We start from the raw sequence: 25,331 nt of genomic DNA on the forward strand, positions 1-25,331 counted from the left end.
TATTTTGTCCCCTGCTCCGTATCGGTTTTATCACCACAACCCTTAATTTTGGAACTTCGGTGAGATCTCTCGTATTAAAAAAGAAAAAGGAGCCGTCCCCAAAGGAACAGCCCCTGTACGCTTATTAGTTGTACTTGCGCTTTCTTGCCGCTTCAGACTTCTTTTTACGTCTTACGCTCGGCTTCTCATAATGCTCTCTTTTACGAATCTCCTGCTGAATACCTGCCTTTGCGCAGTTTCTTTTGAATCTGCGTAAAGCGCTGTCCAGGCTTTCGTTATCTTTAACGATTACGTTTGACATAGCTCACACCTAACCTCCCTCCAGTTGTGTAATTGTGCATAATACAACTGTTTGGGTATTTTTTAGCACTGGTATGATTATATCATAAATTACACATTCGTCAACCTATTTTTACTAGAAAAATGCATTTTTTTCAAATTTATTTTTGATGCCGGGCAACCTTGCACAGCCCGGCATCAAAAAGGCTTGAAACAGCCTTCATTCTTAACTTATTTTACCTGCTCAGAAACGACTTCCGCAACCTTTATGAGTGCGTCCGCAACGCCTTCCGGATTCTTACCGCCGGCCTGCGCCATGTTCGGACGTCCGCCGCCGCCGCCACCTACAAGACCTGCGATGGCCTTGATGAGGTTACCTGCGTGAGCGCCCTTCTTCTGGGCTTCGTCTGTCACAGCAGCCATAAGATTTACCTTGCCGTCAAGAACGGATGCGATCACAACAACGCCTTCTCCGATCTTCTCCTTTAACTGGTCGCCTAAGTTTCTTAAGCCGTTCATGTCAACGCCGTCTGCGCGGACTGCGAGGACTTTCACGCCCTTCACTTCCTGAACCTGATCCATTACATCGCCCATTGCCTCTTTGGCAAGCTTGCTCTTTAACTTCTCGTTCTCGGAGTGGAGTGTCTTGATCTCCTCCATCATGGACTCGATCTTTGTCTTTAAATCAGCCGGAGTGGACTTTGCTGCAGCTGCTACCGCATGAAGCTCCTGCTCTACATTCTCATAGTGATGGATCAGACCATCAGAGGTGAGTGCCTCGATACGTCTTACACCTGCTGCTACACCAGCCTCGGAAAGGATCTTGAAGCAGCTGATCTCGGAGGTATTCTTAACGTGGGTACCGCCGCAGAGCTCTGTGGAGAAGTCTCCCATTCTTACGACACGGACCTTATCGCCGTATTTCTCTCCAAAGAGCGCCATCGCGCCTGTCTTCTTTGCGTCCTCCAGACTCATAACATCTGTAACAACCGGAAGTGCCGCGCGGATCTCTTTATTTACAATATTCTCAACTTCCTTGATCTCATCCTGGCTCATTGCAGAGAAGTGAGTGAAGTCGAAACGAAGTCTGTCTCTTGTTACAAGGGAACCAGCCTGCTCAACGTGTGTGCCGAGTACGGTTCTTAATGCCTTGTGGAGAAGGTGGGTCGCACTGTGGTTTCTTCCGATCAGGGAACGGTTCTCCTCATCTACCTTAAGAGTTACTGTCTCACCTGTCTGGAACATACCGCTTACCATATGTCCGATATGACCGATCTTTCCGCCCTGAAGATGGATCGTATCTTCTACCTCGAACTTGCCGTTCGCACTCTCGATCACGCCGCGGTCACCGACCTGACCGCCCATGGTTCCGTAGAATGGAGTCTCAGAGGTGATAACGCATGCTTTCTCACCGTCTGTCACCGCGTCTGCGATCTCATCCTCGCCCTCTTCATCAGCGGCAAGTCTTACGAGGGCTGTCACCTTGGACTCATCCTCAAGCTTGTCATATCCTGTGAAAGCGGATGTTAAGGATGCGTCGAGTTTCTGGTAGATATCGTCGCGTCCCATGTAGTTTGTGGTCTTTCTGGCACTTCTTGCAGTCTCTCTCTGAACCTGCATTGCCTTGTGGAAACCTTCTTCATCGACAGTGAGTCCCTTATCGTCGAGGATCTCCTTTGTTAAGTCGATCGGGAATCCGTAAGTATCGTAGAGCTTGAACGCATCCTCACCGGCAAGGACCTTTGTTCCCTTTGCTTCCATATCTTTTTCAAGATCAGCAAGGATCTCAAGACCTTTGTCGATGGTGTTGGCAAAACGCTCTTCCTCCTGGTCGATCACGCGGAGGATCATATCTTTCTTCTCCTCTAACTCCGGATAACCGTCCTTGGAGAGATCGATAACGACCTGTGCAAGCTTTGTCATGAAGCTTCCCTCGATGCCGAGGATACGTCCGTGACGTACTGCTCTTCTTAAAAGTCTGCGGAATACATAACCTCTGCCCTCGTTGGACGGCATGATTCCGTCAGATGCCATAAATGTGCAGCTCTTTACGTGGTCAGCGATAATACGGAGAGAAACGTCCTTCTTGTCGTCCTCCTCATATCTGCAGTGTGCAAGAGCGCCCACCTCGTCCATCAGGGCACGGTTTGTATCTACATCGAAAAGGGATGCCACATCCTGGCAGACAACAGCCAGTCTCTCGAGTCCCATACCTGTATCGATGTTCTTCTGGATCAGATCGGTGTAATTTCCGTGTCCGTCATTGTTGAACTGGGAGAATACGACATTCCATACTTCCATGAAACGGTCTCCCTCGCCACCCATAACGTCCTCCGGGCCTGTACCATACTTCTCTCCGCGGTCATAGTAGATCTCAGAGCACGGGCCGCACGGACCTGCACCATGCTCCCAGAAGTTGTCTTCTTTGCCAAAACGGTAGATTCTCTCTTTCGGGATTCCGATCTCCTCGTTCCAGATGCGGAAAGCCTCATCATCGTCAAGGTAAACGGACGGATAGAGACGGTCTGCCGGGATTCCTACGCATTCGGTCAGGAACTCCCATGCCCAGTGGATCGCTTCTGTCTTGAAGTAATCGCCGAAGGAGAAGTTTCCCAACATTTCGAAGAATGTGCCGTGGCGGGCTGTCTTACCGATATTTTCGATATCGCCGGTACGGATACATTTCTGGCATGTGGTGACTCTGCGCCTCGGTGGGATCTCCTGGCCTGTGAAGTACGGCTTTAACGGTGCCATACCGGAGTTGATCAAAAGTAAGCTGTTATCGTTGTGCGGAACGAGGGAGAAACTCTTCATCGCAAGATGTTCCTTGCTCTCGAAGAATTCAAGGAACATTCTCCTCAGTTCGTTTACACCATATTTCTGCATGGTACTGCCTCCTGGTTACTGTTGTGTACTTTTTTTATCTCTGAATTTCTTACCCAGAACGATACCCGCCAGGGCAACTGCGGCCAGAATCACAGCCTCTAAAGCTGTTGAAATACATGATGCGAAAAATGCGGACATAAAAACGCCTCCTTCTCCGGCTGTCTAAAATTCAGACGCCTGTGTTTAAAATGACACATTTGTACAGTTTCTATTTATATTATTTTTTCGGGATCTGCCCATAAAGCCGGTGCGCCGGTCTTCTGCGCAGATTCTCATAACTTATACTATAATCGTTTCTCGTTCTGTTGGCAAGATGTTTTTTCTGTTCCGTGGCATTCTGGTGGACCTTTTCTGCCGTCAAACGGCTTTTCTGTCACTTCTTCATAAGTGAAACCGGCGCATCTGAATTTTTTAGTGATTCAAATGCGCCGATGTGTCGTCTTTTATTTTTTCTCAGGCTCCAGGTAATCCCCATAATTTTCCAGCAGTTCATAGCATCGGTCCATCGTCACGCTCGCTGATGTGCGGACATACTCGATGCTCTGGGATGGTGTGCTGTTTGACTTCGCACTGGCTTTATCCGCCGCCAGGTCGCGCTTTCGAATCCACTCCACTTCTTCCCGGCGGAGCGCTTCCGCTGCACTCTCGTCCATCTCTTTATGGATGCTTGAATAGATCAGGTTCAGCTCGCGGTCCCAGAGATTTCTCACATATTCCGCCGTCGCATACCGGGAGGTCTGACTCATCGTCTGATCATCCTGGTACTTTTCCGCCTCAGTTCTAACCGCCTCAAGGCGCTCCTCCAGATCAGAACGTGTGTATTCGATCACAAGTTTTGCTTCCCCTGCATTTTCCGATGCTGTGCTGTCCGGTTCCAGCGGGGACTTGACCGTCTCTTCCACCGGTATCCCTGCCGCCTCGTCTGTGCCTCCGCTCACCGCCAGCTGATCATTATCCGCCAGTGACAGGTCGCTGACCTCCGCATCGGGAGCTTCTGCCGCTGCGTTTTCTTTCGTCGCAGATTCTTTCATCCTTGTTTCAGTATCAGAAGCTTCTCCCCCATCTTCCGGTCCCCGGCTGCCTTTTGCATCCGCGTGGTACAGGGCGATCCCGTTATCGGCAGGGCCGCACGCCGGAGCTGGCGCATTCTGGGCTGCCGGGGTATTTTCTGCCACCTTCATCCGATTCTCTGTCATATAGGGATTCCCGGAATTTCCCGCATCCGGTTGCATGGCATCCGCCTCGAAACCGACGACAGCCGCGGTATTCACCCCATGGGAAGAAACAAATTTTTCCATTTCCCATGTGGCGGATACCCCGGCCATCAGGATTCCAATAATTATCAACCATATTCTGCGTCTGCTCATATGTGCCCTCTCGATTTTTCAGGTAACTTTTGTTCTACTAAAAAGATACCATATCGTGAGATCTTTGTGAACAAAAAACGCAAATTAGTAATACATTGTAAGACTTTTGTAAAAAACAGCGCAACTGCCTTTTTAGTTACTAAGCCCCGTATCCACCAACAGATCCCCACCATCCGCAGCGCTGGTGGCCAGGCGGTCACAGCGCTCGTTTCCGGGATGGCCGTCATGGCCCTTGACCCAGTGAAACGTCACTTTATGCGGGTTCATCGCGACGAGCAGCCGTTTCCAGAGGTCCGAATTTTTTACCGGTCCCGTCTTAGGGCGGACCCAGTTATGCTTAACCCAGCCGTCGATCCATTTCTGGTTGAAAGCGTCCACGAGATATTTCGAATCGGAATAAAGGTCTACCTCACAGGACCGGTTTAACGCTTCAAGTCCCACGATCGCTGCCATAAGTTCCATCCGGTTATTGGTTGTCCGCACATATCCCGCGGACAATTCCTTTTCGTGGAGAGTCCCATTTTTATCAATAAACTGGAGCACCGCTCCGTATCCGCCCGGCCCGTCCGGATTTCCGCGGGCCGCTCCGTCCGTATAAAGTGTTACTTTCATGTCTATTTTGTAATTCCTCTCAGATGTCTTATTTTATATGATTCCGGAATTCAGACGGCTCAAGCCGCAGTTACAGATCCCACTTCTCGCAGAGCGCGTTGACCTCTGCCGTAAATTTCTTGATATCCTTGTTCGCGCAGTCGCGGTTCTTCTGGATGATCCGCATCAGGCGCTCGCCTGCAGCCACAAGAAGAGCAAAGATGGACTTATTCTCCTTCTGTCTCGCTGTCTCCTTCTGGATTGGAATACCGACGGTCTGTTTGAGCCACGCACCCGCGGCAAGGTCAAACTCTGATCCCGAGAACGGTGCGTCCGCCACAAGATCGTAGTCCGAGCGCAGGAGGTTCGCGAACTTCGTGCATACGAGATCGTCTCCGTGTACCATAAACACACGGTCCGGTTTCTTCTTAAAGGCGTTGATCCAGGTGAGAAGTCCTTCCCTGTCCGCATGACCGGAAAGTCCGTCCAGGCACACGATCTCCGCTTCTACATCGATGGTCTCACCGAATAGTTTTACGACTTCCGCCCCCTCAATGAGGCTCCTTCCCAGAGTTCCGACAGCCTGGTATCCGGCGAACACGATCGTACACTCCTGTCTCCAGAGATTATGTTTTAAGTGGTGGCGGATTCGTCCGGCATCACACATACCCGCCGCGGAGATAATGACCTTCGGCTCGGAGTCGAAGTTGATCGCCTTGGAATCGTCGCTGCTGACGGAAAGATTTAATCCCGGGAATGCGATCGGGTTGATTCCCCTGTTCACAAGATCCATCGCCTCCTCGTCAAAGCACTCGGAAATGTTCTTATTGAACACATGGGTCGCCTCGACGGCCAGCGGGCTGTCCACATAGACCGGGAATCCGTCATGTCCGGTGACAAGGCCCTCTTCCTTGATCTTACGGATAAAGTAGAGGATCTCCTGGGTCCTGCCCACTGCAAAGGCCGGGATCACAACGTTTCCGTGACGGTCCAGGGTTCTCTGGATGATCTTCGCGAACTCCTCGATATGCTCGTGGGTCCGGTCGTGGGAACGGTCACCGTAGGTACACTCCATTACCACATAGTCGGCCTCATCCGTGTACTGCGGATCCTTGATCAGAGGTTTGTTCTTGTTTCCGATATCACCAGAGAAAACAATCTTCTTCTGTACGCCGTCCTCATCGATCCAGACTTCAATGGACGCGGATCCAAGCAGGTGACCCACATCCGTAAACCGTACTTTCAATCCGTCGCAGATCGTCAGGATATCACCATAATGGCATGGCACGAAATGCTTTAAAACGCCTTCCGCATCGTTTACCGTGTAGAGCGCCTGAACCTCCGGGTTTCCGGCACGTCTTGCCTTTCTGTTCTTCCACTCAGCCTCCATTTCCTGAATGTGGGCACTGTCTTTCAACATAATGTTGCAGAGATCGCAGGTGGCCTGTGTGGCGAATATCTGCCCCTTAAAGCCCTTCGCATAGATCAGTGGAAGCAGGCCTGTGTGATCGATGTGGGCGTGGGTGATAAAGATGTAGTCCACATCGGAGAACGGGATCGGAAGCTCCGCGTTCTCATAGACGTTTCCGCCCTGTTCCATACCGTAATCAACAAGAATGTTCTTTCCCGCCGCATTCAGATAATGACAGCTTCCAGTCACTTCATGATCTGCACCGATAAATGTCAGTTTCATGGAACTCCTCCTTTCGCGGCGAAATCTGGAAACTCATGCAAACATCCTATTCCTGTGGTCGATATACAGAAATATCCATTTTTCCCAACCGTGCAGTGTCCGCAACCCTTTTCACGTTCACCGCGGATTTTATCCTTCAGGTTTCTGCCGCAAATACTGTAATTTCAGCATCGTTTTGCAAAATTCGATGAAAATCTTCATGTTTGCAAATCAGCTGTATTATTTGCATCTATTATAGCAAATTTCAGATAATTATGCAAATCATTCCGCCATTACTGTCATTAATAATTTTCTGCAGCGTATCCTGAAGTTTCATCTGACAGTCCTCCGTCATCTGGGCGATCTTCGCCTGCATGCCGTCCTCAACAATCTGTTCCACGGACTTTCCGAAGATATTCGTATCCCAGACACCTTCCTCCGTCGCTTCCCCGTCCTTTATGTACGCGATCAAGTCCTTCGCCTGCTGCTCGTTCCCAACGATCGGCGCGATCTCCGTCTCGATCCTGGCCTTTATGAGATTGATGGAGGGTGCCTGGGCATGGATCTTCACACCGTACTTGCTGCCATGACGGATCAGCTCCGGCTCATCTAAGGAGATCTCCGTCTTATCCGGCAGGACGATTCCGTAGCCCTTCTGGCGCACCTCCACCAGGGCGTTTCTCACCTTCTCATACTCTTCCTTCATCCCGGCAGATTCCTTTAAGATTTTAAACAGGCTGTACTCATCCCGCACCGGCAGGCCGGAAATATCGCTTAAGACCTCAAAGTATGCCGCCTCATCCATCAAGACCCGGATTGTCACCCGGCCGCTCGCAAGATCCAGCTCATCCGCGATCAGTTTTTTCACTGCCTGATCTGTTTCCGGCACAGCCTCCTTCGGCACGTCCTTCATCTGGACGGATGTCTTCAGGAGTTTTCCCGCCTCCATGATCAAACCTGCCTTTAACGCATGATCATCCGGCAGGATCTCCACCCATTTCGGGATCTCAAAGTCGAGCTCTGTCACCGGGAACTCCAGGAGCACGGTGCCCAATATCTCCTCGATGTCTTCTCGCTTTAGCTGTTCACAGTTTGCCGCCCGTACCGGGACCCCGTACTGGTTTTCCATCTTTAACGCCAGGGCTTTCGTCTCCGCCGCATAGGGTCTTGTAGAGTTTAACAGGATCAGGAACGGTTTTCCGATCTCCTTCAACTCCGAGATCGTCTGCTCCTCCGCCTCCTTAAAATCATCCCTGGAGAGTTCCCCGAAGCTGCCATCGCAGGCCACAACGATCCCGATGGTGGAATGGTCCCGGATCACCTTTCTCGTCCCAATTTCCGCCGCCTGGGTGAACGGGATCTCATAATCGTACCAGGGCGTCTTCACGAGACGTTCCTCCCCGTTTTCCGTATGTCCCGCAGCACCTTCCACCATAAAACCCACACAGTCGATGAGCCGCACCTTCGCCCGGATCCCCTCCGCAAGCTCCAGCTCCGCCGCCTCCTTCGGGATAAACTTCGGCTCCGTGGTCATGATCGTCTTCCCCGCAGCACTCTGGGGAAGCTCATCCCTGGTCTGGGCCTTTTTCTGTCCGTCCGGGAGGTTCGGGAGCACGAGAAGCTCCATAAACCGTTTGATAAATGTGGATTTTCCGGTGCGCACAGGTCCCACAACGCCCACATAGATCTCTCCGCCCGTCCTCGCCTCGATATCCTTGTATACATGGAAATGATCCATAAAAATACCCCCTCACATATACTGTTGCAGTGTATGCACGAGGGGGACATTTTATGCCGACAGAGCCTTTTCTTACGCCGCAGTACGGCAAAGTGCAGGCCGCTGCAAGATTATGTTCTGGTTTCTATTCCCACGGAAGATCGCTGTGCTCGATGCGCTTGTCGCGGAGCATCAGGTCGGCCACCGCCTCTTTTGCAGGTTTTCCTTCAAACAGAACCTGGTTTACCTCTTCAACGATCGGCATGGAAACATTGTATTTCTTTGCGAGGGCTCTCGCAGCCTTCGCGGAATAAACGCCTTCTACCACCATCTGGACTTCCTTCATTGCCTCTTCCATCGTGTATCCTTTTCCGATGAGGATACCGGCACGGCGGTTTCTGCTGTGCATGCTGGCACATGTCACGATCAGGTCACCGATTCCGGAAAGTCCGGTATAGGTCTGGTATTTTCCACCCATGGCGATGCCAAGTCTCGCGATCTCCGCCATACCGCGGGTGATGAGGGCTGCTTTCGCGTTGTCCCCGTAACCCAGGCCATCAGCGATTCCCGCTGCCAGGGCAACAACGTTCTTTAACGCGGCGCCTGTCTCGATCCCCAGGACATCCGGGCTCGTGTATACGCGGAACACCGGGCTGATAAATGTGGACTGGACGTACTCTGCAACGTTCTTCTTGCGGGATCCCGCAACGCAGAGCGTCGGAAGTCCGCGGCTTACCTCCTCCGCGTGGCTCGGTCCGGAAAGAACAGCTGTCTCCGCCATCGGAAGTTCTTCCTTTATGATCTGGGTCATTGTATCGAGAGTATTCTCCTCGATTCCCTTTGCCACATCCACAATGAGCTGTCCCTCTTTACAGAACGGCTTCATCTTCTGCGCCGTGCTGCGGACAAATACGGACGGAACCGCCATCACGAGAAGGTTCTTATCCTTCATCGCTTCCTCAAGGTCAGCGGTATAGATGATTCCCTCCGGCAACGTCACTCCCGGAAGATTCTTGTGAGTCCTGGTCTTTGCCATCTCCTCGATCTCCGCCGGGATCGCGGACCACAGTGTGACCTCATGTCCATTGTTTCTTAACAGCACCGCAATCGCGGTTCCCCATGTACCGGAACCGATAATACCAATTTTTTCCATGTTCAGGAACTCCTTTTCTCTTTAATCTCACTGCCCTGTACTGACTGATATTTTCGTGCTTAAGCGCTTATTCAGTTTTTCTTTCCGCCCCAGAGCTTGTTCTCTGTGCCGGATAAAAGTCTTTTTATGTTCGTCTTGTGTCTCCAGATCGCCATCGCCATCAGGACGAAGGCAACGGCATAAAACTCCATGAGATGATCCGCAGAGACGGTAAATGTTCCATGCGCCCCGTAGACCAGTATCTGGATAAAGAATGAGATCACCACCAGAATAGAACCAAGGGAGACATATCTTGTAATGATGACAGCTCCAAGGAACAGTGCTGCACAGACAAGTGTCACGCGCCAGTCCATGGACACGAGAATGCCTGCCATGGAAGCGATTCCCTTTCCGCCCTTGAAGTTTAAGTAACACGGAAAGTTATGACCGAGGACAACGCCGAGACCTGCGTAGAGCACATAGAGGTCTGTGTCCGGGCTTCCCTTAAAGATGATCCGCGCCGCAAGACAGGCGAACACCGTCTTTAAAAAATCTCCCGCGAACACGATGAGCCCCGCTTTTTTTCCCATGACCCGGAGCGCATTTGTCGTTCCGGAGTTTCCGCTTCCGTAGTTTCTGATATCGATATGGTTCATCTTACCGTAAAGATATCCTGTCTGGAATAATCCAAACACATAACCCATAACAAGACAAATCACTCTGCCCATTGCTTAATCCTTCTCCTTCCTCTCGCGGATGATGAATTTTAAGGATGTTCCGCGGAAGCCGAAGGCCTCACGGATCTTGTTCTCTAAGTATCTCGTGTAGGAGAAATGCATTAACTCCTTATCGTTTACGAAGATAACAAAGGTCGGCGGTTTTACCGCAACCTGGGTCACATAGTAGATCTTTAAGCGTTTGCCCTTGTCGGACGGCGGCTGCTGCATAGCGACAGCTTCTGTCACGATCTCGTTCAATACACCGGTAGCCACGCGGAGCGTCTGGTTCTCGCGGACCATATCGATGAGCTCGAAGAGCTTTTCCATTCTCTGTCCGGTCAGGGCGGACACGAAGATATACTCCGCATACGGCATGTAGGACAGGGTCTCTTTTAATTTTCTTGTGTACTCATAGATCGTCTTGTCGTTCTTCTCGATGGCATCCCACTTGTTGACAACGACGATCACGCCTTTTCCGCGGTCATGGGCGATACCGGCGATCTTTGCGTCCTGCTCAGTGATTCCCTCAACGGCATCGATGACCATGAGGACCACATCAGCGCGCTCCACCGCTGTCACAGTACGGATAATACTGTAGCGCTCGATATCCTCTTTGATCTTGCTCTTTCTTCTTAATCCCGCGGTATCGATAAAGATATATTCAGTGCCGTTTCGCACGATCTCTGTATCGACAGCGTCTCTTGTGGTTCCGGCGATGTTGGATACGATCACACGGTTTTCACCGAGAAGCTTATTGATAATAGAGGATTTTCCGACGTTCGGTTTTCCCACGATGGCGATTCTCGGACGGTCATCCTCGCTGTCGTCATACTGGTCCTCACGGAAATACTTGACTACCTCATCGAGAAGCTCGCCAAGGCCAAGTCTTGAAGCCGCGGATACCGGGACCGGGTCTCCGATTCCCAGGTTATAGAATTCGTATACATCGTTTCCGAACTTCGCCATGCTGTCCACCTTATTGACCGCAAGAACGACCGGTTTCTTGGACTTTCTTAACATATCCGCAACCTTGGAGTCCGCGTCGACGAGACCCTGGCGCACATCCACGATAAAGATGATGACGTCCGCGGTATCGATGGCGATCTGAGCCTGCTCACGCATCTGCGCAAGAATGATATCCTTGGAATCCGGCTCGATTCCGCCTGTATCAATTAAGGTAAAGTTGTTGTTTAACCAGGTGCAGTCCGCATAGATACGGTCTCTTGTCACACCCGGAGTGTCTTTTACGATCGAGATCGTGCTGCCGGCAAGGACGTTGAAGAGTGTGGATTTTCCCACATTCGGTCTGCCGACGATCGCCACTACTGGTTTACTCATATATTTTCCTCATTTCTATACTTCGCCGTCCCAATCAGGGATAACTTCCCCGTCCTCTGTGAGACCGGCATCTTTCATTGTAAGCTCATATGCCCCGTGTTCCGCAGTCTGTTCTCTCGCCGCCTCCGGGTCAAGGATCGCGTCCACAAGGTCATATCCGCTTGATTTTACTATATTTATCGGAATCTGTAAAGCATCTTCCGCCTGGGTCTTTGTGATATCATCCAGGAAAACCTCCTCGCCGCTCTTAAACATAACGGCCGGAAGGATCAGCCTGTCGCCTAAAGGCTTATCCTTTAACTGGGCGATCAGATCCTGTCCTGTGATCAGTCCCGCCACCGTGATCTTTTCGCCGAAGAAATCATTCCGGATCGGGTAGATATGGACCTTTCGTCCCGGATAGACTTTCATGATCTCCTTTACAAGCGTGTCCAGATACGGATACGGCAGACGTCCTGTGGCGATAGAGAGTTCTTCCTCTTTTCCGTCGTCCGTCTTCTCATCCAGGGCATCCATGACTTCCTCATGCAGTAGCCGCAGCATACCGACGCCGTTCTCCAGCTGGATATATCCGTCGTATCTTCCTTCCTCCGGCATCTCGCGCTCCGCCAGGATATACCACTCATCACTTGCATGGATAAAGTGGATCCCGTGGCGCTCGTAGTTGATCTTCTGCCATTTTTCGATGAGGTCTATCACCTCGCAGGCATCTTCCTTTGTAAACGGTTCCAGCGGGTAAAGACCCTCACGATACTTCGAGAGACCAACCGGAACCACCGACACGCTCTGCATCACCGGCGCGTACTTTGAGAGCTGTTCGATGGTGTACGCCAACTCATTTCCATCATTGACGCCCCGGCAGAGAACGATCTGTCCGTTCATCTCCGTTCCCGCCTCGTAAAGACGGTCGATCTTCTTTAACGCCTCCCCCGCAAACCGGTTGTGGAGCATCTTACAGCGCAGCTCCGGGTTCATAGTCTGCACGGAGATATTGATCGGGGCCAGGTGGAAGCGGATGATCCGCTCGATATCCTTATCCTTCATATTTGTCAGGGTGATGTAGTTTCCCTGAAGGAACGAAAGTCTGGAGTCGTCGTCCTTAAAGTAGAGCGTCTCACGCATTCCCGGCGGCATCTGGTCGATAAAGCAGAAGATGCACTTATTGGAGCAGGACTTATAGTCACTCATAAGTCCGTTTTCAAAGGTAAGTCCCAGATCCTCACCGCCGCTCTCGATCTCAAGTTCCCACTCTTCTCCGTTTGCCTTCCGCACGACCATCACGAAACTCTCGGCATCCGTCATATAGTCGTAGTCAAAGATATCTTCCAGCTCTTCCCCGTCTATGGTAAGCAGCACATCTCCCGGTTCCAGTTCCAGCTCTTCCGCGATGGATCCGGGGGTAACTGCCATAATTTTATGTCCCTGATATTTCACTTCGTTTATCCTTCCTGCATGGTTCTAAACTTAATCATACCAATCTTCCTCCGATTTGTAAAGGAACGATATTCTTTTTTCCTTCGAATTTTCATGGGAAACTATTGACGAAAAATGTCTGAAAATGGTATACTCGGCGTGGAATGCCTGCAGGTTCCCGTATAAATAAGGAGATCCAGGCAAAAATATGATCTGACAGTCCGACCGCAGAGGCCGGACCGCAACACAAAAAATCGGAGGATTATCTGACATGTCTAATCAGTACGTTTTCAACGACCGTCTGCCGCTTGCACCGCTTAAGATCGCTGCTCTTGAGAGCTGCCGTGATCTTGCGCAGAAAGTCAATGACCACATCGTAAACTTCCGCCGCAACGATGCGGAAGAATTACTTCGCCGCCAGGGAAATTTACAGTACCGTGGCTACGATGTTGACTCCTATCTTCTCGACTGCGCCTGCCCGCGTTTCGGAAGTGGTGAAGCAAAGGGGATCGTAAACGAATCTGTCCGCGGAACCGATATTTTCTGCATGGTCGATGTAACAAACCATTCTCTTACCTACAAGATGTCCGGATATGTAAACCACATGTCCCCGGATGACCACTATCAGGATCTCAAGAGAATCATCGGCGCTACGGCATCCACCGCACACCGTATCAACGTTATCATGCCGTTCCTTTACGAGAGCCGTCAGCACAAGCGTACTCACAGAGAGTCTTTAGACTGTGCAATGGCACTTGAAGAGTTAGTAAGCATGGGCGTGTCCAACATCATCACATTTGATGCACATGACCCGCGCGTACAGAACGCGATCCCGTTATCCGGCCTCGACAACTTCATGCCGACCTACCAGTTCGTAAAAGCACTGTTTAAACATGACAATACCTTAAAGATCGATAAAGACCACTTAATGGTCATCAGCCCGGACGAAGGTGCAATGAGCCGTGCCGTATATCTCGCCAACAACCTCGGCGTTGATATGGGTATGTTCTACAAGAGAAGAGATTACTCCAAGGTCATCAACGGAAGAAACCCGATCGTTGCCCACGAGTTCCTCGGAAGCTCCGTTGAAGGAAAGACCGTTATCGTCGTTGACGACATGATCGCCTCCGGCGAGAGCATGCTCGATACCGCAAAAGAGTTAAAGGAGCGCAAGGCCGAGAAGGTCGTTGTATGCTGCACCTTCGGTCTCTTCACCGCAGGCTTCGAGAAATTCGATGAGTTCTACCAGAAGGGCTACATCGACAGTGTTGTCACAACAAACTTAAACTACCGTTCCCCGGAACTCTTCACAAAGGAATGGTATGTGGAAGCTGATATGAGCAAGTACATCGCTGCCATCATCAACTCCTTAAACCACGACGTTTCCATCGGAAACTCCCTGTCCCCGACAGACAAGATCCAGAAACTTATCAGAAAGTACAACGAGGGTCTTCTTTAATTTTAAATCTCAGAGAATATTTACGCCGCCCGGCTTTCCATTATGGATTCCAGGCGGTGTTTTTTCATATTCTACACATTTCAGGCGCAGAATCCCATTAAAAAAACGGAAATTCCAACATTTCTGCAGGAATTCCCGTTTTTATTTCTTACAGCATCTTAGTTTCCGTTCACACGTCTCACTTTATTGATGTCAAGCTTATCTGTCGCGGCGGAATCGAATTCGATCGCAAACTGTACATTATCCGGAAGCGCCTTCTTCTTTAATACCTCAAAATACTGGGACGCGTCTTTAATGACGAGTCCTGTTGTATTCCAGTTATCGCCAGGCAGGATCCATACCTTTAAGTTTCCGACCTTCAGCTCATATGGAAGTTTCTGGGACACCCACTCGGTCTTTCCGTACTTGGCAAGGCAGTTATAGACATCTCCCATGGTCAGCTTTCCTGTGGATCCGTCGAAGAGATCTGTCTTCTCGTAGGTTGTTGTTCCGCCATTGTCATGAGCTTCCTGAAGAGTGTCCGCATTCAGTTTCAGGTTTCCTGAGTTCACGGCTGCTGCCTGCGTCGGCTGCGGATTTGCCTTTGTGGTCTCCACCGTTTCCTTAACTGCTGCTGTTGTCTCTTTCACAGAAGCTGCCGCAGATTCCTTCTCAGAGCTTCCTGTCGTCTCCTCTTCTGTATCTGCCTCAGTCTCATCCTCGGCAGCATCCGTCTCATCCTCGGCAGCGGTCTCATCCCCATATGGATTGTGGTCTAAAAGTTTTCCATCCACATCCGCATAACGGCCATCCGGAGTCGTATCATCCACCAGCATTCTGCCGTCATCCTCAAAATAGTATACCGCACCGTCAAGCTGCTGGTATCCCGTCACCGCACTGGCGTAGAGACGTCCCGCTGCCGGATTGAAGTAGTAGGAGCCGCCAGTCTCATCTGTATACCAGCCAAGTCTCCAGGAACCATCTTTGTTCAGGCAGTATGTATAGTCGCCTCCGCTGATCACGCCCGCGTCATAGTTTGACGGAGCCAGCGCAAAGGCACGCTTATAATACTTGGAAGCGCCTTCCACGTCCCCTGCTTCCAGAAGTTCATCTGCCTTCGCGTAGGACTCGTCTGCAGCGGAGGAACGGTAGCTGTCCAGTTCTTCTTTATAACTTTTATTTCCAGGTCTCATGGAAACTGCCTTCTCCCAGAATCCCAGGCAGGCATCCACATTCTCGAGTTCCAGATAATAGGAAGATGCGGAATTTAAAAATTCATCAAGCTGGTCATCTGTCACCGTAGAATTCTGGTTTACGAACCGCTCAAGACCACTCTGGACGATACTCTCCGCCTCTTTTACTTTTCCTGCATCTACATATACGCCGATCAGCATAGAGTATGCATCGATCCGGTCTGGCGCCTCATTGATCACAGCCTTTAAAGTCTCGATCGCCTGATCGTTCTTTCCTTCATCGTAGCAGTACTGTCCGTAGGCAACTCTTGCCTCCAGCAGGGCATTTTTAATACTTGCATCATTCTGATCTGCTTTCTGAAGAACTGACACTGCATTTTCATAATCATCCATCATGGAATATGCTTCCGCAAGCTGCAGGGAATTCTCCGCGGTGACACCATCGAGTTCCTGAAGCTTTAAAAGCCACGGGATCGCTGTCTCGTAATCCTCGTTGTCTGTCAGGACCTGGCAGATCGTGCGGACACAGTTATCCTGTTCTTTTTCCAGGGATGTATCCTTTGTCTTCTCATATCCCTGCTGCAGGATCGACATAGCTTCATCGTACTCTTCATTTCCAATATAGGCTTTGGAAAGCTGGATATAGGCTTTGCTGTAATCCGGATCCAGTTCAATACATTTTAAAAGGGATTCGATGGCACTCTCGTAGTCCTCTTCCCCGACGTACTGGGATCCTTCCTTATAAAGATTCTCCGCTTCCGTCGAACTTGCCTGTGCCGCCTGAGTCGCATCGTTCACTGAAGCGTCTTTCTTGCCGCAGGCGGAACAAAGCACCACCGCTGTGGCCATAATCAAAAACCATTTTCTCATTCTAATTCCTCATTTTTTGCCGGAGTATTTTGTCATAGAGCAAAATTTTATCCGATTTGCAGTTTGTTTTTTATCCGGCTGATTTAAAGCTTACCAGTTTATAACTATACCATTTTTCTCTCTTTCTGTCCAGATGGAAGTCAGAGGAAAACTATGGCAGAATTTCGGCAAAAACAGGGACCAGCCATACAGCTGATCCCTGCAGTCATCTTTTATTCAGTTTTCACGAGGATCTTCAAAGCTTACGCCTCTACTTCTCCGCCTGCCGTTCTCGCTTCCACTTCCTTCTTCTGAACATCGCCAGGAGCCTGCTCATAGCGGCTGAATTCGTAGGAGAATACGCCGATACCGCCGGTCATGGAGCGGAGGTCTGTGTTGTAGCCGAACATCTCGGACATCGGAACATCAGCAACGATCTCCTGCTTTCCACCATGGAGAGAATTCATTCCGAGAACACGTCCTCTTCTTCTGTTTAAGTCACCCATAACATCTCCGGTAAACTTATCCGGAACAACGACTTTTACGGAAGCGATCGGCTCTAAGAGAACCGGGTTGGCATCCATAAAGCCCTTCTTGAAGGCCAGGGTTGCAGCCATCTTGAAGGCCATCTCGGAGGAGTCAACCGGATGGTAGGAGCCATCGAGGAGCGTTGCCTTGATGCCGACTACCGGATAACCGGCTAACGGGCCCTTTGTACAGCATTCCTGTACGCCCTTTTCAACTGCCGGGAAGTAGTTCTTCGGAACTGCGCCGCCGAATACTTTTTCTTCAAAGATATAAGGTGTCTCGAGATCGCCGGACGGCTCGAAGGACATCTTAACGTCACCGAACTGTCCATGTCCACCGGACTGTTTCTTATAACGGCCAGGAGCCTCCACTTTCTTGCGGATCGTCTCGCGGAACGCGAATTTCGGTTTGGAGAGTTCCACATCGACTTTGTAACGGCCCAGAAGCTTGCTGACGGTAACTTCAAGCTGCTGATCACCGATTCCGTAGAGTAAGCTCTGGCGGTTCTCGGTATCGTTCACAACGCGGAGTGTCAGGTCCTCTTCCATCATTCTCGCGAGTGCGCTGGAGATCTTGTCCTCGTCGCCCTTTGTCTTTGCAGCAAAGCGCATGTATGTATACGGGGTGGAGATCTTCGGTTTGTGGTATACGATCGGAGCAGATCTTAAAGCGATCGTATCGCCTGTCTGTGTCACGGAGAGCTTCGCAACGGCACCGATATCACCGGCCTTCAGCTCCGGAACCTCGATCACGTCCTTACCTCTTAACACATAGACTTTCGCGATCTTCTCTTCTGCGTCCTTATTTACATTGTAGAGAGTGCTGTCCGGTTTTAATGTGCCGGTGCAGACCTTCATCAAGGAATATTTTCCGATAAACGGGTCAACGATGGTCTTGAATACTCTTGCGGAGAGGGAAACCTCATCGTTGTATTTTGCGGTAAAGTGCTCGCCGTTTGATACGTCAACGCCGACACACTCGCCCTTATCCGGTGACGGGAAGTAGCGGTCGATAGCATTTAATAATGCGTTGAAGCCCTGGCAATTGATGCCGGAACCCATCATGACCGGAACAATAGAACCGTCGCATACGTGGGTCTGTACTGCGGTGTAAATCTCATCCTGTGTAAACTCTTCGCCGGAGAAGTAACGCTCCATGTACTCTTCGCTTGTCTCGGCAACAGCTTCGATCAGGGCGTCGCGGATAATTCCGAGGTTCTTCTTTATGTACTCCGGGATCTCGCAGTCCTCATAGTCGGACAGGTTTGTGAAGCGGCGGCCCTGCATTTTAACTGCGTTTACGAAGCCGACGAACTTCTCGTTCTCACGGATCGGTACCTGGAACGGAGCGATCTTTCTTCCGAACTTCTTCTCAAGTTTTAAGATCAGTTCACGGAAGGACGCGTGGTCATCATCCATGTTTGTTACAAATATGATTCTCGGGAGTTTATATTCTTCACACAGATCCCATGCTTTTTCTGTACCAACTTCAATTCCTGCCTTACAGTTTACGACGATGATCGCTGCGTCAGCGGCGCTGACTGCCTCTTCCACCTCGCCTACGAAGTCGAAATAGCCCGGAGTGTCAAGAAGGTTGATCTTGATCTTTCCCTCGGCACCTTCGTACTCGATCGGAACCATCGTAGTGGAGATCGAGAACTGTCTCTTGATCTCTTCTTTGTCGTAGTCACTGATCGTATTGCCGTCAGCAACTTTGCCCATTCTCTTTGTAACGCCGGTCAGATAAGCCAGTGCCTCGGCTACCGTCGTCTTACCGGCGCCGCCGTGGCCTAAAAGTACAACATTTCGGATCTGTTTTGTTCCATAAATATCCATATGAATCCCTCCCGTATATGTTTTTTTGCCATTTTTCAAAAGACTTCCGCAAATTACGGAGTTCAGATGTTTTGGCTATACTGCTTATTGCCTATGGTCATATTTTACCAAAACTTTTCGAATTTTTCAAGCTAAATATCGAAATTGCACAAAATATTTTCTGTCATTTTTTGATTGTGGTGGAAAATATGGGCGTTTCAAACGAAAATCTATTAAAAATTGACATCCGCATTCTATTTTTGTAAATTTTTCCGGCAGACACAGATCTTTCTTCTTCTCTTTTCTCTGTTTTGTAGGCTGACATGCGACGCACACCCACAGATTTGCAGATCATGGCAATGTTCGATTTATCACTTTAAAGTATTGATTTTTCTTGTTGACATTCACATCCCTGTGTTATAAAATCGAAGGGACAAAGGAGGAGTTGTACAATGTCTGATTCTACATTTGGTTTTATCGGCCTTGGCCTGATCGGCGGATCCATCGCCAGAGGCCTTCGCCGTGCGAATAAAGATATTACGATCATGGCGTACATGCGGACCCGCTCAAAGCTTGAGCAGGCAAAAGCGGACGGGACCATCGACATGATCCTTGACGGGATCGATGAGACACTCTCCGCATGTGACGTTATTTTTCTCTGCACCCCTGTAGAATACAACGCGGTATACCTCGAAAAGGTACGCCCGTTTCTGAAACCTGGTGCGCTGATCACTGATATCGGAAGCACGAAGACAGACATCCATCAGGCGGTGGAACGTCTGGGTTACGAGGATGTGTTTGTCGGCGGCCATCCGATGGCGGGTTCTGAAAAGACCGGCTATGAGAGCTCTACGGACCATCTTCTGGAGAATGCCTACTACATTATTACACCCACAAAAAAATCCACACCGGAGCAGATCGACCGGATCCGTCAGGTTGCCCTGGGCATCGGTGCTCTTCCCATCGTTCTCGACTACCATGAGCACGATTTTTCCGTCGCGGCCATCAGCCATCTGCCGCACCTTGTGGCATCCAGCCTCGTCAATCTTGTCCATGACAACGATTCAAAGGATGAGATCATGAAGCGGCTGGCCGCAGGAGGTTTTAAGGATATCACGCGTATCGCCTCCTCCTCCCCTGTCATGTGGGAGCAGATCTGCATGACGAACACAGAAAATATTCTGGTGCTCTTAAAGCGGTATATCACTTCCCTGGAATCCATTTGCGACACGCTGGAAAACCATAACGGTGACGCGATCTACAAGATGTTCGAGGAATCAGGCAAATACCGTTCCACATTCCCGAACCGCGGACAGGGTCCCATCGAGCGGGATTACTCCTTCTGTGTGGATGTTTTGGATGAGCCGGGATCTATTTCTGTCCTCTCTGCGATCCTTGCCGCGAAGGGAATCAGTGTTAAGAATATAGGTATCAATCACAGCCGCGAGGAAGGTGAAGGGGCGCTCCGGATTTCTTTCTATAAGGAGGATAAGAAGAATGAGGCAGCGGAGCTTTTGCGAAGCCATAACTATGTGCTGACAAAGTAAGACTTATAGTTTCATTCAGGTATGCGCCAGCATATTCCGATACCGCATGACCGCCTGTTATACGCGGACTGCTACGTCAAAATGCATACCAGTTTTTTATCAGATCGTATTAAACGCAAATTACGAGGAATTTATATGAAATTACATAAAGCAGACCATGTCCGGGGTGAGATCACGGTCCCGGGCGATAAATCCATCTCCCACCGCAGTGTCATGTTCGGATCCATTGCGAAGGGAACTACAGAGATCCATAACTTTCTGGATGGCGCTGACTGCCTCTCCACCATCGGCTGTTTCCGCCGCATGGGAATCGATATCGAAAATAAGAATGGTGTTGTCACTGTCCAAGGAAAGGGCATGCACGGACTGGCTGCCCCTGCCGAGACCCTGGACTGCGGCAACTCCGGAACCACCACAAGACTCATCTCCGGTATTCTCGCGCCGCAGAATTTCGACGTGACGCTGACCGGTGACGAATCCATCCAGAAACGTCCGATGAAGCGCATTATCGAGCCGTTATCCATGATGGGAGCTGATATCAAGAGTGTCCGCGGAAATGACTGTGCGCCGCTCAGGATCTGCGGAAAACCGCTTGCAGGGATCCATTACACTTCCAAAGTCGCATCTGCCCAGGTAAAATCTTCAATCCTGTTGGCCGGACTCTACGCAGACGGGCTCACAAGTATCACGGAGCCGCAGGTCTCCAGAAATCATACGGAACTGATGCTGAAGTTTTTCGGCGCAGAGCTGGAATCAAAAGGAACTACCGTTACGATCTGGCCGGCAACGGAGCTTTTTGGAAACCGGATCGATGTGCCGGGAGATATCTCCTCTTCCGTCTATTTTGTGGCAGCAGGCCTGATTCTGCCAAATTCCGAAGTTCTTATTAAGAATGTAGGCATCAACCCGACAAGAGCCGGACTCATCAAGGTCTGTGAGGCTATGGGCGCTGATCTCACCCTGTTAAACGAGGATCACGAGAACGCAGAGCCGACAGCCGACCTTCTGGTCCGCACAAGTTCCTTAAGGGGCTGCGTCATAGAGGGCGATATCATCCCGACTCTCATCGACGAGCTTCCGACCATCGCCATGATGGCATGTTTCGCCGAGGGGACCACGGTCATCCGCGATGCCGCTGAGTTAAAAGTCAAAGAATCCAACCGTATCGCCATCATGGTCGAAAACCTGCGCGCCATGGGCGCCGATGTGGAGGAGACTGAGGATGGCATGATCATCCACGGCGGAAAACCGCTCCACGGTGCCGTCGTCGACAGTCACAAGGATCACCGCATCGCCATGACCTTCGCCGTAGCTGCCCTCGCTGCGGACGGGGAGACTGAGATCATTGATGCGGACTGCGTGGATATCTCTTATCCGGCGTTTTATGAGGAGTTGGAAAAACTTACAAAATAGTAAAAAGCCGTCCATTCCAAACAGCTTTCATCTTCACGTAGAACAACAAAAACCCTTGATTTCTCAAGGGTTTTTTACTCAGCTCCCGGCCGGACTCGAACCGGAGACCTACGCATTACGAAAATTTATTTTTTCATTTTGGCATTTCCACGACATGCGAAAAAGTGAGATTTTAAGCCACTTTCCGAGGTTTAGCCTTTATTACTCTGCAATGTTTTTTGCCCTTTTTTATTCATCGTAGTAGACAAATAGTAGACAAAGTACTGTATTGGTACATCGTACCTATTTGTCTACATGCCACACTTCCATCGCCCCGTTCGATCTGCTGTGCCAGCACGCCCCCTGTAGCTCTCCATCTTCCTGAAGATAGTACCAGTCTCCGGAGCCATCAGCCGGATCCACCTGCTTTGTGTCTGGGTTCCAGCGGTGCCAGCCCGTCCTGACGTAACCGGATGCCCCGAAGAGATAATGATGATGGTTGATCAGACGCCAGTCCGATGCTACCCAAGATCCGTCCTCGTTCTGCCACCACCAGCCGTGAGCGTCATGTTGCCAGCCCGGAGTGATGGTCTTTCTCTCTTCCTTTGGCCACGTCTTCATGAACTGCTCCGGGGTCTTGTAAATCTTCTTGATTCCACTCGTTGATGATCCCCAGTCGGGGAGCTGGAAGTGAGGTCTATCCGTAAGACTCTTCCAGTTTCCACCCCATTCCAAGCCGATAGATACTCCGATCGCGCCGACCTTGGAAAAGAATCCATCTTTATCATAATAGGCACCGCAGCCATCGGCTCTGTAAATATCAAACGCCACTCCCCACTGATGATAGCTGCTATAGCTGCTGCCCTTTGCATTCGTGACGATCTTACCCGGCTTCGTTCTCCCCTGTGCGTACAGGGCATCCTGCTCTGCAGTCGTCCGGAGTGTTTCTCCAATTTTAATCTGTAATCCCTGATCAGCACATTTACGGATCAGCTCCGCGGCCAGCGCCTGGAGTCGCGGATGGCATAAGGTAATGTCTCTCATAGTCTTGTCCTCTTTTCTTTATGAGTATGAAAAAAGATCAGGATATGTTTTCCTGATCAAAGTTTAATTTTCTGGTATCTTGCAATCTTATTCTGCATATGCTATAATGCCGTTAGGCTAAGAGAAATGATTGCATCCAAGTTATGCAACAACGAAAACCCCAGGGAGTCGCGATCCCTGGGGTTTTCTATTCCATTGTGGTATGGTGGCTTATTCCATAGGCTGATTACCGACTACTTATTTCTATCCAACCATTTGCAGATGAGATGGCTAATCACACCTGCCATGATAGAAACAATAAGAGAAATAACTACATCTCCCAAGCTATGCACCTCCCTTCCGTACCAGGTATAGGAGGCGATAACATTGGCATTATAACACACGAATCTGTTTCATTCTACATGTTTTGGCATTCTTTGTTGCGACGTCGCAACGATCATATCCCGGACCGTGACGGGAGATATTCGAATCACCTCCTCCTAATCTTTCAGATTTGTTGCATTGCCGCTATCAATTTTATCTTTCAGAACCGCAATGTACTTCATCAGCCATTCAGGTACCGGCGCACCCATGCGACCGGCGTTTTCTGTAATTGATAAGGCTTCATTCAATAAGTACCACACCGTTGTAAGAAGGGACAGCATCGCAGATGGCAAATGATATCCGAGATTTCCAGATGTCTTTGCTAAGATGTAATCAATTACAATTGCCACAGTGATCACAAATAAATATGCGATCTTCTTTGCGATTCCCTTTGCTCCTTTTTTACTGGACCAACCATATGATGTGTCTCCCGGATGATCAATTGCTTCCACCATACTCGCAATCATCCCACTGATATAGTCAACGACCATTAAAAAGACAAGCAACCCTAACAAATAAAATGTGATTCCCAACTTTTCAGACAAAAAAGCGATTACTCCAGTTGCAAGCAGCTGGATTGTTGTACATGTACCTTTGCTCATTCTCATTTCTCCTTTTGATTTTCTTACTATATTGTATGTTTGTCCGTCAGATCAGTCTGTAGTGTGGCCGTTCCTCCCCGAATTTCCAATACCTGATCCAATCATCCAGGACAATCCCGACCAGTGCCACCGGCAGCCACAGCACAAAGTACTGCGGACAGATCTGCCCCAAGAGGTTGCCCGGAAGCCCGCTGTAGTCCCAGACTCCCCAGCCGAGCCACAGATTGACGATGCAGCCGGTCAAGAACTCTAATGTCGTGATTCCGACCGCACCGATGAGGATCTGCTGCCATAACGGCATCTGCCAGGGCAGGATCTCGTTGATCAATCCCAGAAATACGAAACAGATTCCACCAAGCAGGAACATGGTCCAGTGACTCCGGCCACGCCAGATCAGTTCGATCAATATGTAAAGCAGTCCGCCAACATTAAACAGGAACAGATATTTGTTCAGTAGCCTGTGACTCATCCACATCACTCACACCTTCTTTCATTGATGAAATATATGCCTTGAGGACATCTGACTGGTACTGTTCCGGCACATCTGCACCATAATAGATCTGTTGGATCTCCTCTGTGCTCTGTGTACCACTAATCCACATGTTAACTGCGTTGCAGTATGTTGTGTGATAGCTCACATGCTGCATAGCTGCGGAAATGATCAGCTGCATGTCAGCGGCATTGTAGTACCGGCACGGCTGACCGTCCGCGTGGTACTCAAGCTCAGTGGTGCCCGCTGCAAGCTGTACCTGCTTACCGAAAAGATTGAGCTGATCATGCTCCGTCAGTGCAAAATGCTCTGTGGACCCGTCCGACAGCTTGACATCGACTCCGGAATAGATAGCGGTCTCACATGCCTGACTGATCTCTCGTTTTTTCGCTGCCTGCAGCTCTTCCAGAGTCGGAACATACGGTTCCGGTGGAAGGATCTCGCCACCGGTATCCGGATCCGGTGTCTGGTACACGCTACCATCATCTGACAGATAGACTGTCTGACCCTCGTCGCGATACACCGTATTCCAGCCAGTTAACACAGCACACTCGATGTCTCCGGCCGTGTAAAGTACAATGTCACCGTTCCACTTTGTAGGCGGCGTACAGGCGAAGATGATCTGTAGCACATGCTGCTCGATCGTCTGGATGCTCCGGATGTCGTAGAGCTTACCTTTGACTTTGATTTTTTCCATGGAAATTACCTCCTAAAAATTATTTTTTGTATATAAAAAGCTCCCTATGAGGGAGCTGAATTTTCAAATTTATATGATTCACAGTTGATTTTTGTGTTGGTGAGTTGATTTTTCTTCAATTGCATAGTGACTTCCAGGCACTTGATAATAATTTAGGCGTTTTCCTCACCGCATCGGGAACTAAAGCTGCAGTCTTTAGAGATTATGTTGAAATTACAAGTGAATATTACGGGTACTTTTACACCACTTGTCCGGATTGA

Annotated in this window: 20 protein-coding genes; 3 read left to right on the forward strand and 17 right to left on the reverse strand. The window is 49.9% G+C overall.

Annotated features, from left to right (window positions below; all coding sequences use genetic code 11):
* Nucleotides 1-124: 124 nt before the first annotated feature.
* The 11 genes from rpsU to DW826_RS06295 all read right to left on the reverse strand — a co-directional run bounded on the left by rpsU (nt 125) and on the right by DW826_RS06295 (nt 13,111).
* On the reverse strand, nt 125-301 hold the full coding sequence (gene rpsU / locus DW826_RS06250; protein ID WP_003504099.1) for a 30S ribosomal protein S21: 177 nt from the start codon (nt 299-301) through the stop codon (nt 125-127).
* Nucleotides 302-510: 209 nt separating this feature from the next.
* Entirely contained in the window at nt 511-3,165 is a 2,655-nt protein-coding gene (gene alaS, locus DW826_RS06255; RefSeq protein WP_117552311.1) for an alanine--tRNA ligase, read from the reverse strand.
* Between the two features lie 15 nt (nt 3,166-3,180).
* Nucleotides 3,181-3,303, reverse strand: a complete 123-nt coding sequence (locus tag DW826_RS18845) for a hypothetical protein (protein ID WP_015554298.1) — start codon at nt 3,301-3,303, stop codon at nt 3,181-3,183.
* Nucleotides 3,304-3,608: 305 nt separating this feature from the next.
* The gene (locus tag DW826_RS06260) at nt 3,609-4,532 is read right to left on the reverse strand and encodes a lysozyme inhibitor LprI family protein (RefSeq protein WP_117552312.1); all 924 of its coding nucleotides are present in this window, start codon (nt 4,530-4,532) and stop codon (nt 3,609-3,611) included.
* Between the two features lie 132 nt (nt 4,533-4,664).
* The gene (rnhA, locus tag DW826_RS06265; protein ID WP_015554296.1) at nt 4,665-5,144 is read right to left on the reverse strand and encodes a ribonuclease HI; all 480 of its coding nucleotides are present in this window, start codon (nt 5,142-5,144) and stop codon (nt 4,665-4,667) included.
* A 70-nt stretch (nt 5,145-5,214) separates the two neighbouring features.
* Complete coding sequence (locus DW826_RS06270) at nt 5,215-6,816, reverse strand: MBL fold/beta-CASP domain-containing RNA metallo-hydrolase (protein ID WP_015554295.1); 1,602 nt, start codon at nt 6,814-6,816, stop codon at nt 5,215-5,217.
* A gap of 244 nt (nt 6,817-7,060) precedes the next feature.
* Nucleotides 7,061-8,533 carry a stage IV sporulation protein A gene (gene spoIVA / locus DW826_RS06275; protein ID WP_117469476.1) on the reverse strand — a complete coding sequence of 491 codons (1,473 nt, stop codon included), beginning with the start codon at nt 8,531-8,533 and terminating at the stop codon, nt 7,061-7,063.
* A gap of 124 nt (nt 8,534-8,657) precedes the next feature.
* Entirely contained in the window at nt 8,658-9,665 is a 1,008-nt protein-coding gene (locus tag DW826_RS06280) for an NAD(P)H-dependent glycerol-3-phosphate dehydrogenase (protein ID WP_117469475.1), read from the reverse strand.
* Between the two features lie 71 nt (nt 9,666-9,736).
* A complete protein-coding gene (gene plsY, locus DW826_RS06285) occupies nt 9,737-10,372 on the reverse strand; it encodes a glycerol-3-phosphate 1-O-acyltransferase PlsY (protein WP_117469474.1) in 636 nt (211 codons plus the stop codon).
* 3 nt (nt 10,373-10,375) lie between these two features.
* The gene (gene der, locus DW826_RS06290; protein WP_015554291.1) at nt 10,376-11,701 is read right to left on the reverse strand and encodes a ribosome biogenesis GTPase Der; all 1,326 of its coding nucleotides are present in this window, start codon (nt 11,699-11,701) and stop codon (nt 10,376-10,378) included.
* A gap of 15 nt (nt 11,702-11,716) precedes the next feature.
* Nucleotides 11,717-13,111 carry a DUF512 domain-containing protein gene (locus tag DW826_RS06295; RefSeq protein ID WP_117469632.1) on the reverse strand — a complete coding sequence of 465 codons (1,395 nt, stop codon included), beginning with the start codon at nt 13,109-13,111 and terminating at the stop codon, nt 11,717-11,719.
* 274 nt (nt 13,112-13,385) lie between these two features.
* On the opposite strand from DW826_RS06295, the gene DW826_RS06300 reads away from it, so the two are divergent.
* Nucleotides 13,386-14,573, forward strand: a complete 1,188-nt coding sequence (locus tag DW826_RS06300) for a ribose-phosphate pyrophosphokinase (RefSeq protein WP_015554290.1) — start codon at nt 13,386-13,388, stop codon at nt 14,571-14,573.
* Between the two features lie 158 nt (nt 14,574-14,731).
* On the opposite strand, the gene DW826_RS06305 is transcribed toward DW826_RS06300, so the two are convergent.
* Both DW826_RS06305 and DW826_RS06310 read right to left on the reverse strand, forming a co-directional pair.
* Nucleotides 14,732-16,615: a tetratricopeptide repeat protein gene (locus DW826_RS06305; protein ID WP_117552313.1), complete on the reverse strand. Its 1,884-nt coding sequence runs from the start codon at nt 16,613-16,615 to the stop codon at nt 14,732-14,734.
* A 242-nt stretch (nt 16,616-16,857) separates the two neighbouring features.
* Nucleotides 16,858-18,957 carry an elongation factor G gene (locus DW826_RS06310; RefSeq protein WP_117552314.1) on the reverse strand — a complete coding sequence of 700 codons (2,100 nt, stop codon included), beginning with the start codon at nt 18,955-18,957 and terminating at the stop codon, nt 16,858-16,860.
* A 398-nt stretch (nt 18,958-19,355) separates the two neighbouring features.
* On the opposite strand from DW826_RS06310, the gene DW826_RS06315 reads away from it, so the two are divergent.
* The gene (locus DW826_RS06315) at nt 19,356-20,483 is read left to right on the forward strand and encodes a prephenate dehydrogenase (protein WP_278286564.1); all 1,128 of its coding nucleotides are present in this window, start codon (nt 19,356-19,358) and stop codon (nt 20,481-20,483) included.
* Between the two features lie 135 nt (nt 20,484-20,618).
* Entirely contained in the window at nt 20,619-21,896 is a 1,278-nt protein-coding gene (gene aroA / locus DW826_RS06320; RefSeq protein ID WP_117552315.1) for a 3-phosphoshikimate 1-carboxyvinyltransferase, read from the forward strand.
* A 282-nt stretch (nt 21,897-22,178) separates the two neighbouring features.
* On the opposite strand, the gene DW826_RS06325 is transcribed toward aroA, so the two are convergent.
* The 4 genes from DW826_RS06325 to DW826_RS06340 form a co-directional block, all read right to left on the reverse strand.
* Nucleotides 22,179-22,919 carry a M15 family metallopeptidase gene (locus tag DW826_RS06325; RefSeq protein WP_117552316.1) on the reverse strand — a complete coding sequence of 247 codons (741 nt, stop codon included), beginning with the start codon at nt 22,917-22,919 and terminating at the stop codon, nt 22,179-22,181.
* 479 nt (nt 22,920-23,398) lie between these two features.
* Nucleotides 23,399-23,884 carry a phage holin family protein gene (locus DW826_RS06330; RefSeq protein ID WP_117552317.1) on the reverse strand — a complete coding sequence of 162 codons (486 nt, stop codon included), beginning with the start codon at nt 23,882-23,884 and terminating at the stop codon, nt 23,399-23,401.
* 46 nt (nt 23,885-23,930) lie between these two features.
* On the reverse strand, nt 23,931-24,359 hold the full coding sequence (locus DW826_RS06335; RefSeq protein WP_347472293.1) for a hypothetical protein: 429 nt from the start codon (nt 24,357-24,359) through the stop codon (nt 23,931-23,933).
* A complete protein-coding gene (locus DW826_RS06340) occupies nt 24,313-25,071 on the reverse strand; it encodes an acyl carrier protein (protein ID WP_117552318.1) in 759 nt (252 codons plus the stop codon). Before DW826_RS06340 ends, DW826_RS06335 begins: the two co-directional genes overlap by 47 nt.
* Between the last annotated feature and the right edge of the window lie 260 nt (nt 25,072-25,331).

It is taken from the genome of Clostridium sp. AM34-11AC, from assembly GCF_003435375.1.
In the GTDB taxonomy this organism is placed as follows: Bacteria; Bacillota; Clostridia; order Lachnospirales; family Lachnospiraceae; genus Pilosibacter; species Pilosibacter fragilis.

Excerpts from the sequence above, each read along its gene's own strand:
- rpsU (WP_003504099.1), bottom strand. The coding sequence starts at position 301 with ATGTCAAACGTAATCGTTAAAGATAACGAAAGCCTGGACAGCGCTTTA.
- alaS (WP_117552311.1), bottom strand. The coding sequence starts at position 3,165 with ATGCAGAAATATGGTGTAAACGAACTGAGGAGAATGTTCCTTGAATTC.
- DW826_RS18845 (WP_015554298.1), bottom strand. The coding sequence starts at position 3,303 with ATGTCCGCATTTTTCGCATCATGTATTTCAACAGCTTTAGAGGCTGTG.
- DW826_RS06260 (WP_117552312.1), bottom strand. The coding sequence starts at position 4,532 with ATGAGCAGACGCAGAATATGGTTGATAATTATTGGAATCCTGATGGCC.
- rnhA (WP_015554296.1), bottom strand. The coding sequence starts at position 5,144 with ATGAAAGTAACACTTTATACGGACGGAGCGGCCCGCGGAAATCCGGAC.
- DW826_RS06270 (WP_015554295.1), bottom strand. The coding sequence starts at position 6,816 with ATGAAACTGACATTTATCGGTGCAGATCATGAAGTGACTGGAAGCTGT.
- spoIVA (WP_117469476.1), bottom strand. The coding sequence starts at position 8,533 with ATGGATCATTTCCATGTATACAAGGATATCGAGGCGAGGACGGGCGGA.
- DW826_RS06280 (WP_117469475.1), bottom strand. The coding sequence starts at position 9,665 with ATGGAAAAAATTGGTATTATCGGTTCCGGTACATGGGGAACCGCGATT.
- plsY (WP_117469474.1), bottom strand. The coding sequence starts at position 10,372 with ATGGGCAGAGTGATTTGTCTTGTTATGGGTTATGTGTTTGGATTATTC.
- der (WP_015554291.1), bottom strand. The coding sequence starts at position 11,701 with ATGAGTAAACCAGTAGTGGCGATCGTCGGCAGACCGAATGTGGGAAAA.
- DW826_RS06295 (WP_117469632.1), bottom strand. The coding sequence starts at position 13,111 with ATGGCAGTTACCCCCGGATCCATCGCGGAAGAGCTGGAACTGGAACCG.
- DW826_RS06300 (WP_015554290.1), top strand. The coding sequence starts at position 13,386 with ATGTCTAATCAGTACGTTTTCAACGACCGTCTGCCGCTTGCACCGCTT.
- DW826_RS06305 (WP_117552313.1), bottom strand. The coding sequence starts at position 16,615 with ATGAGAAAATGGTTTTTGATTATGGCCACAGCGGTGGTGCTTTGTTCC.
- DW826_RS06310 (WP_117552314.1), bottom strand. The coding sequence starts at position 18,957 with ATGGATATTTATGGAACAAAACAGATCCGAAATGTTGTACTTTTAGGC.
- aroA (WP_117552315.1), top strand. The coding sequence starts at position 20,619 with ATGAAATTACATAAAGCAGACCATGTCCGGGGTGAGATCACGGTCCCG.
- DW826_RS06325 (WP_117552316.1), bottom strand. The coding sequence starts at position 22,919 with ATGAGAGACATTACCTTATGCCATCCGCGACTCCAGGCGCTGGCCGCG.
- DW826_RS06330 (WP_117552317.1), bottom strand. The coding sequence starts at position 23,884 with ATGAGCAAAGGTACATGTACAACAATCCAGCTGCTTGCAACTGGAGTA.
- DW826_RS06335 (WP_347472293.1), bottom strand. The coding sequence starts at position 24,359 with ATGTGGATGAGTCACAGGCTACTGAACAAATATCTGTTCCTGTTTAAT.
- DW826_RS06340 (WP_117552318.1), bottom strand. The coding sequence starts at position 25,071 with ATGGAAAAAATCAAAGTCAAAGGTAAGCTCTACGACATCCGGAGCATC.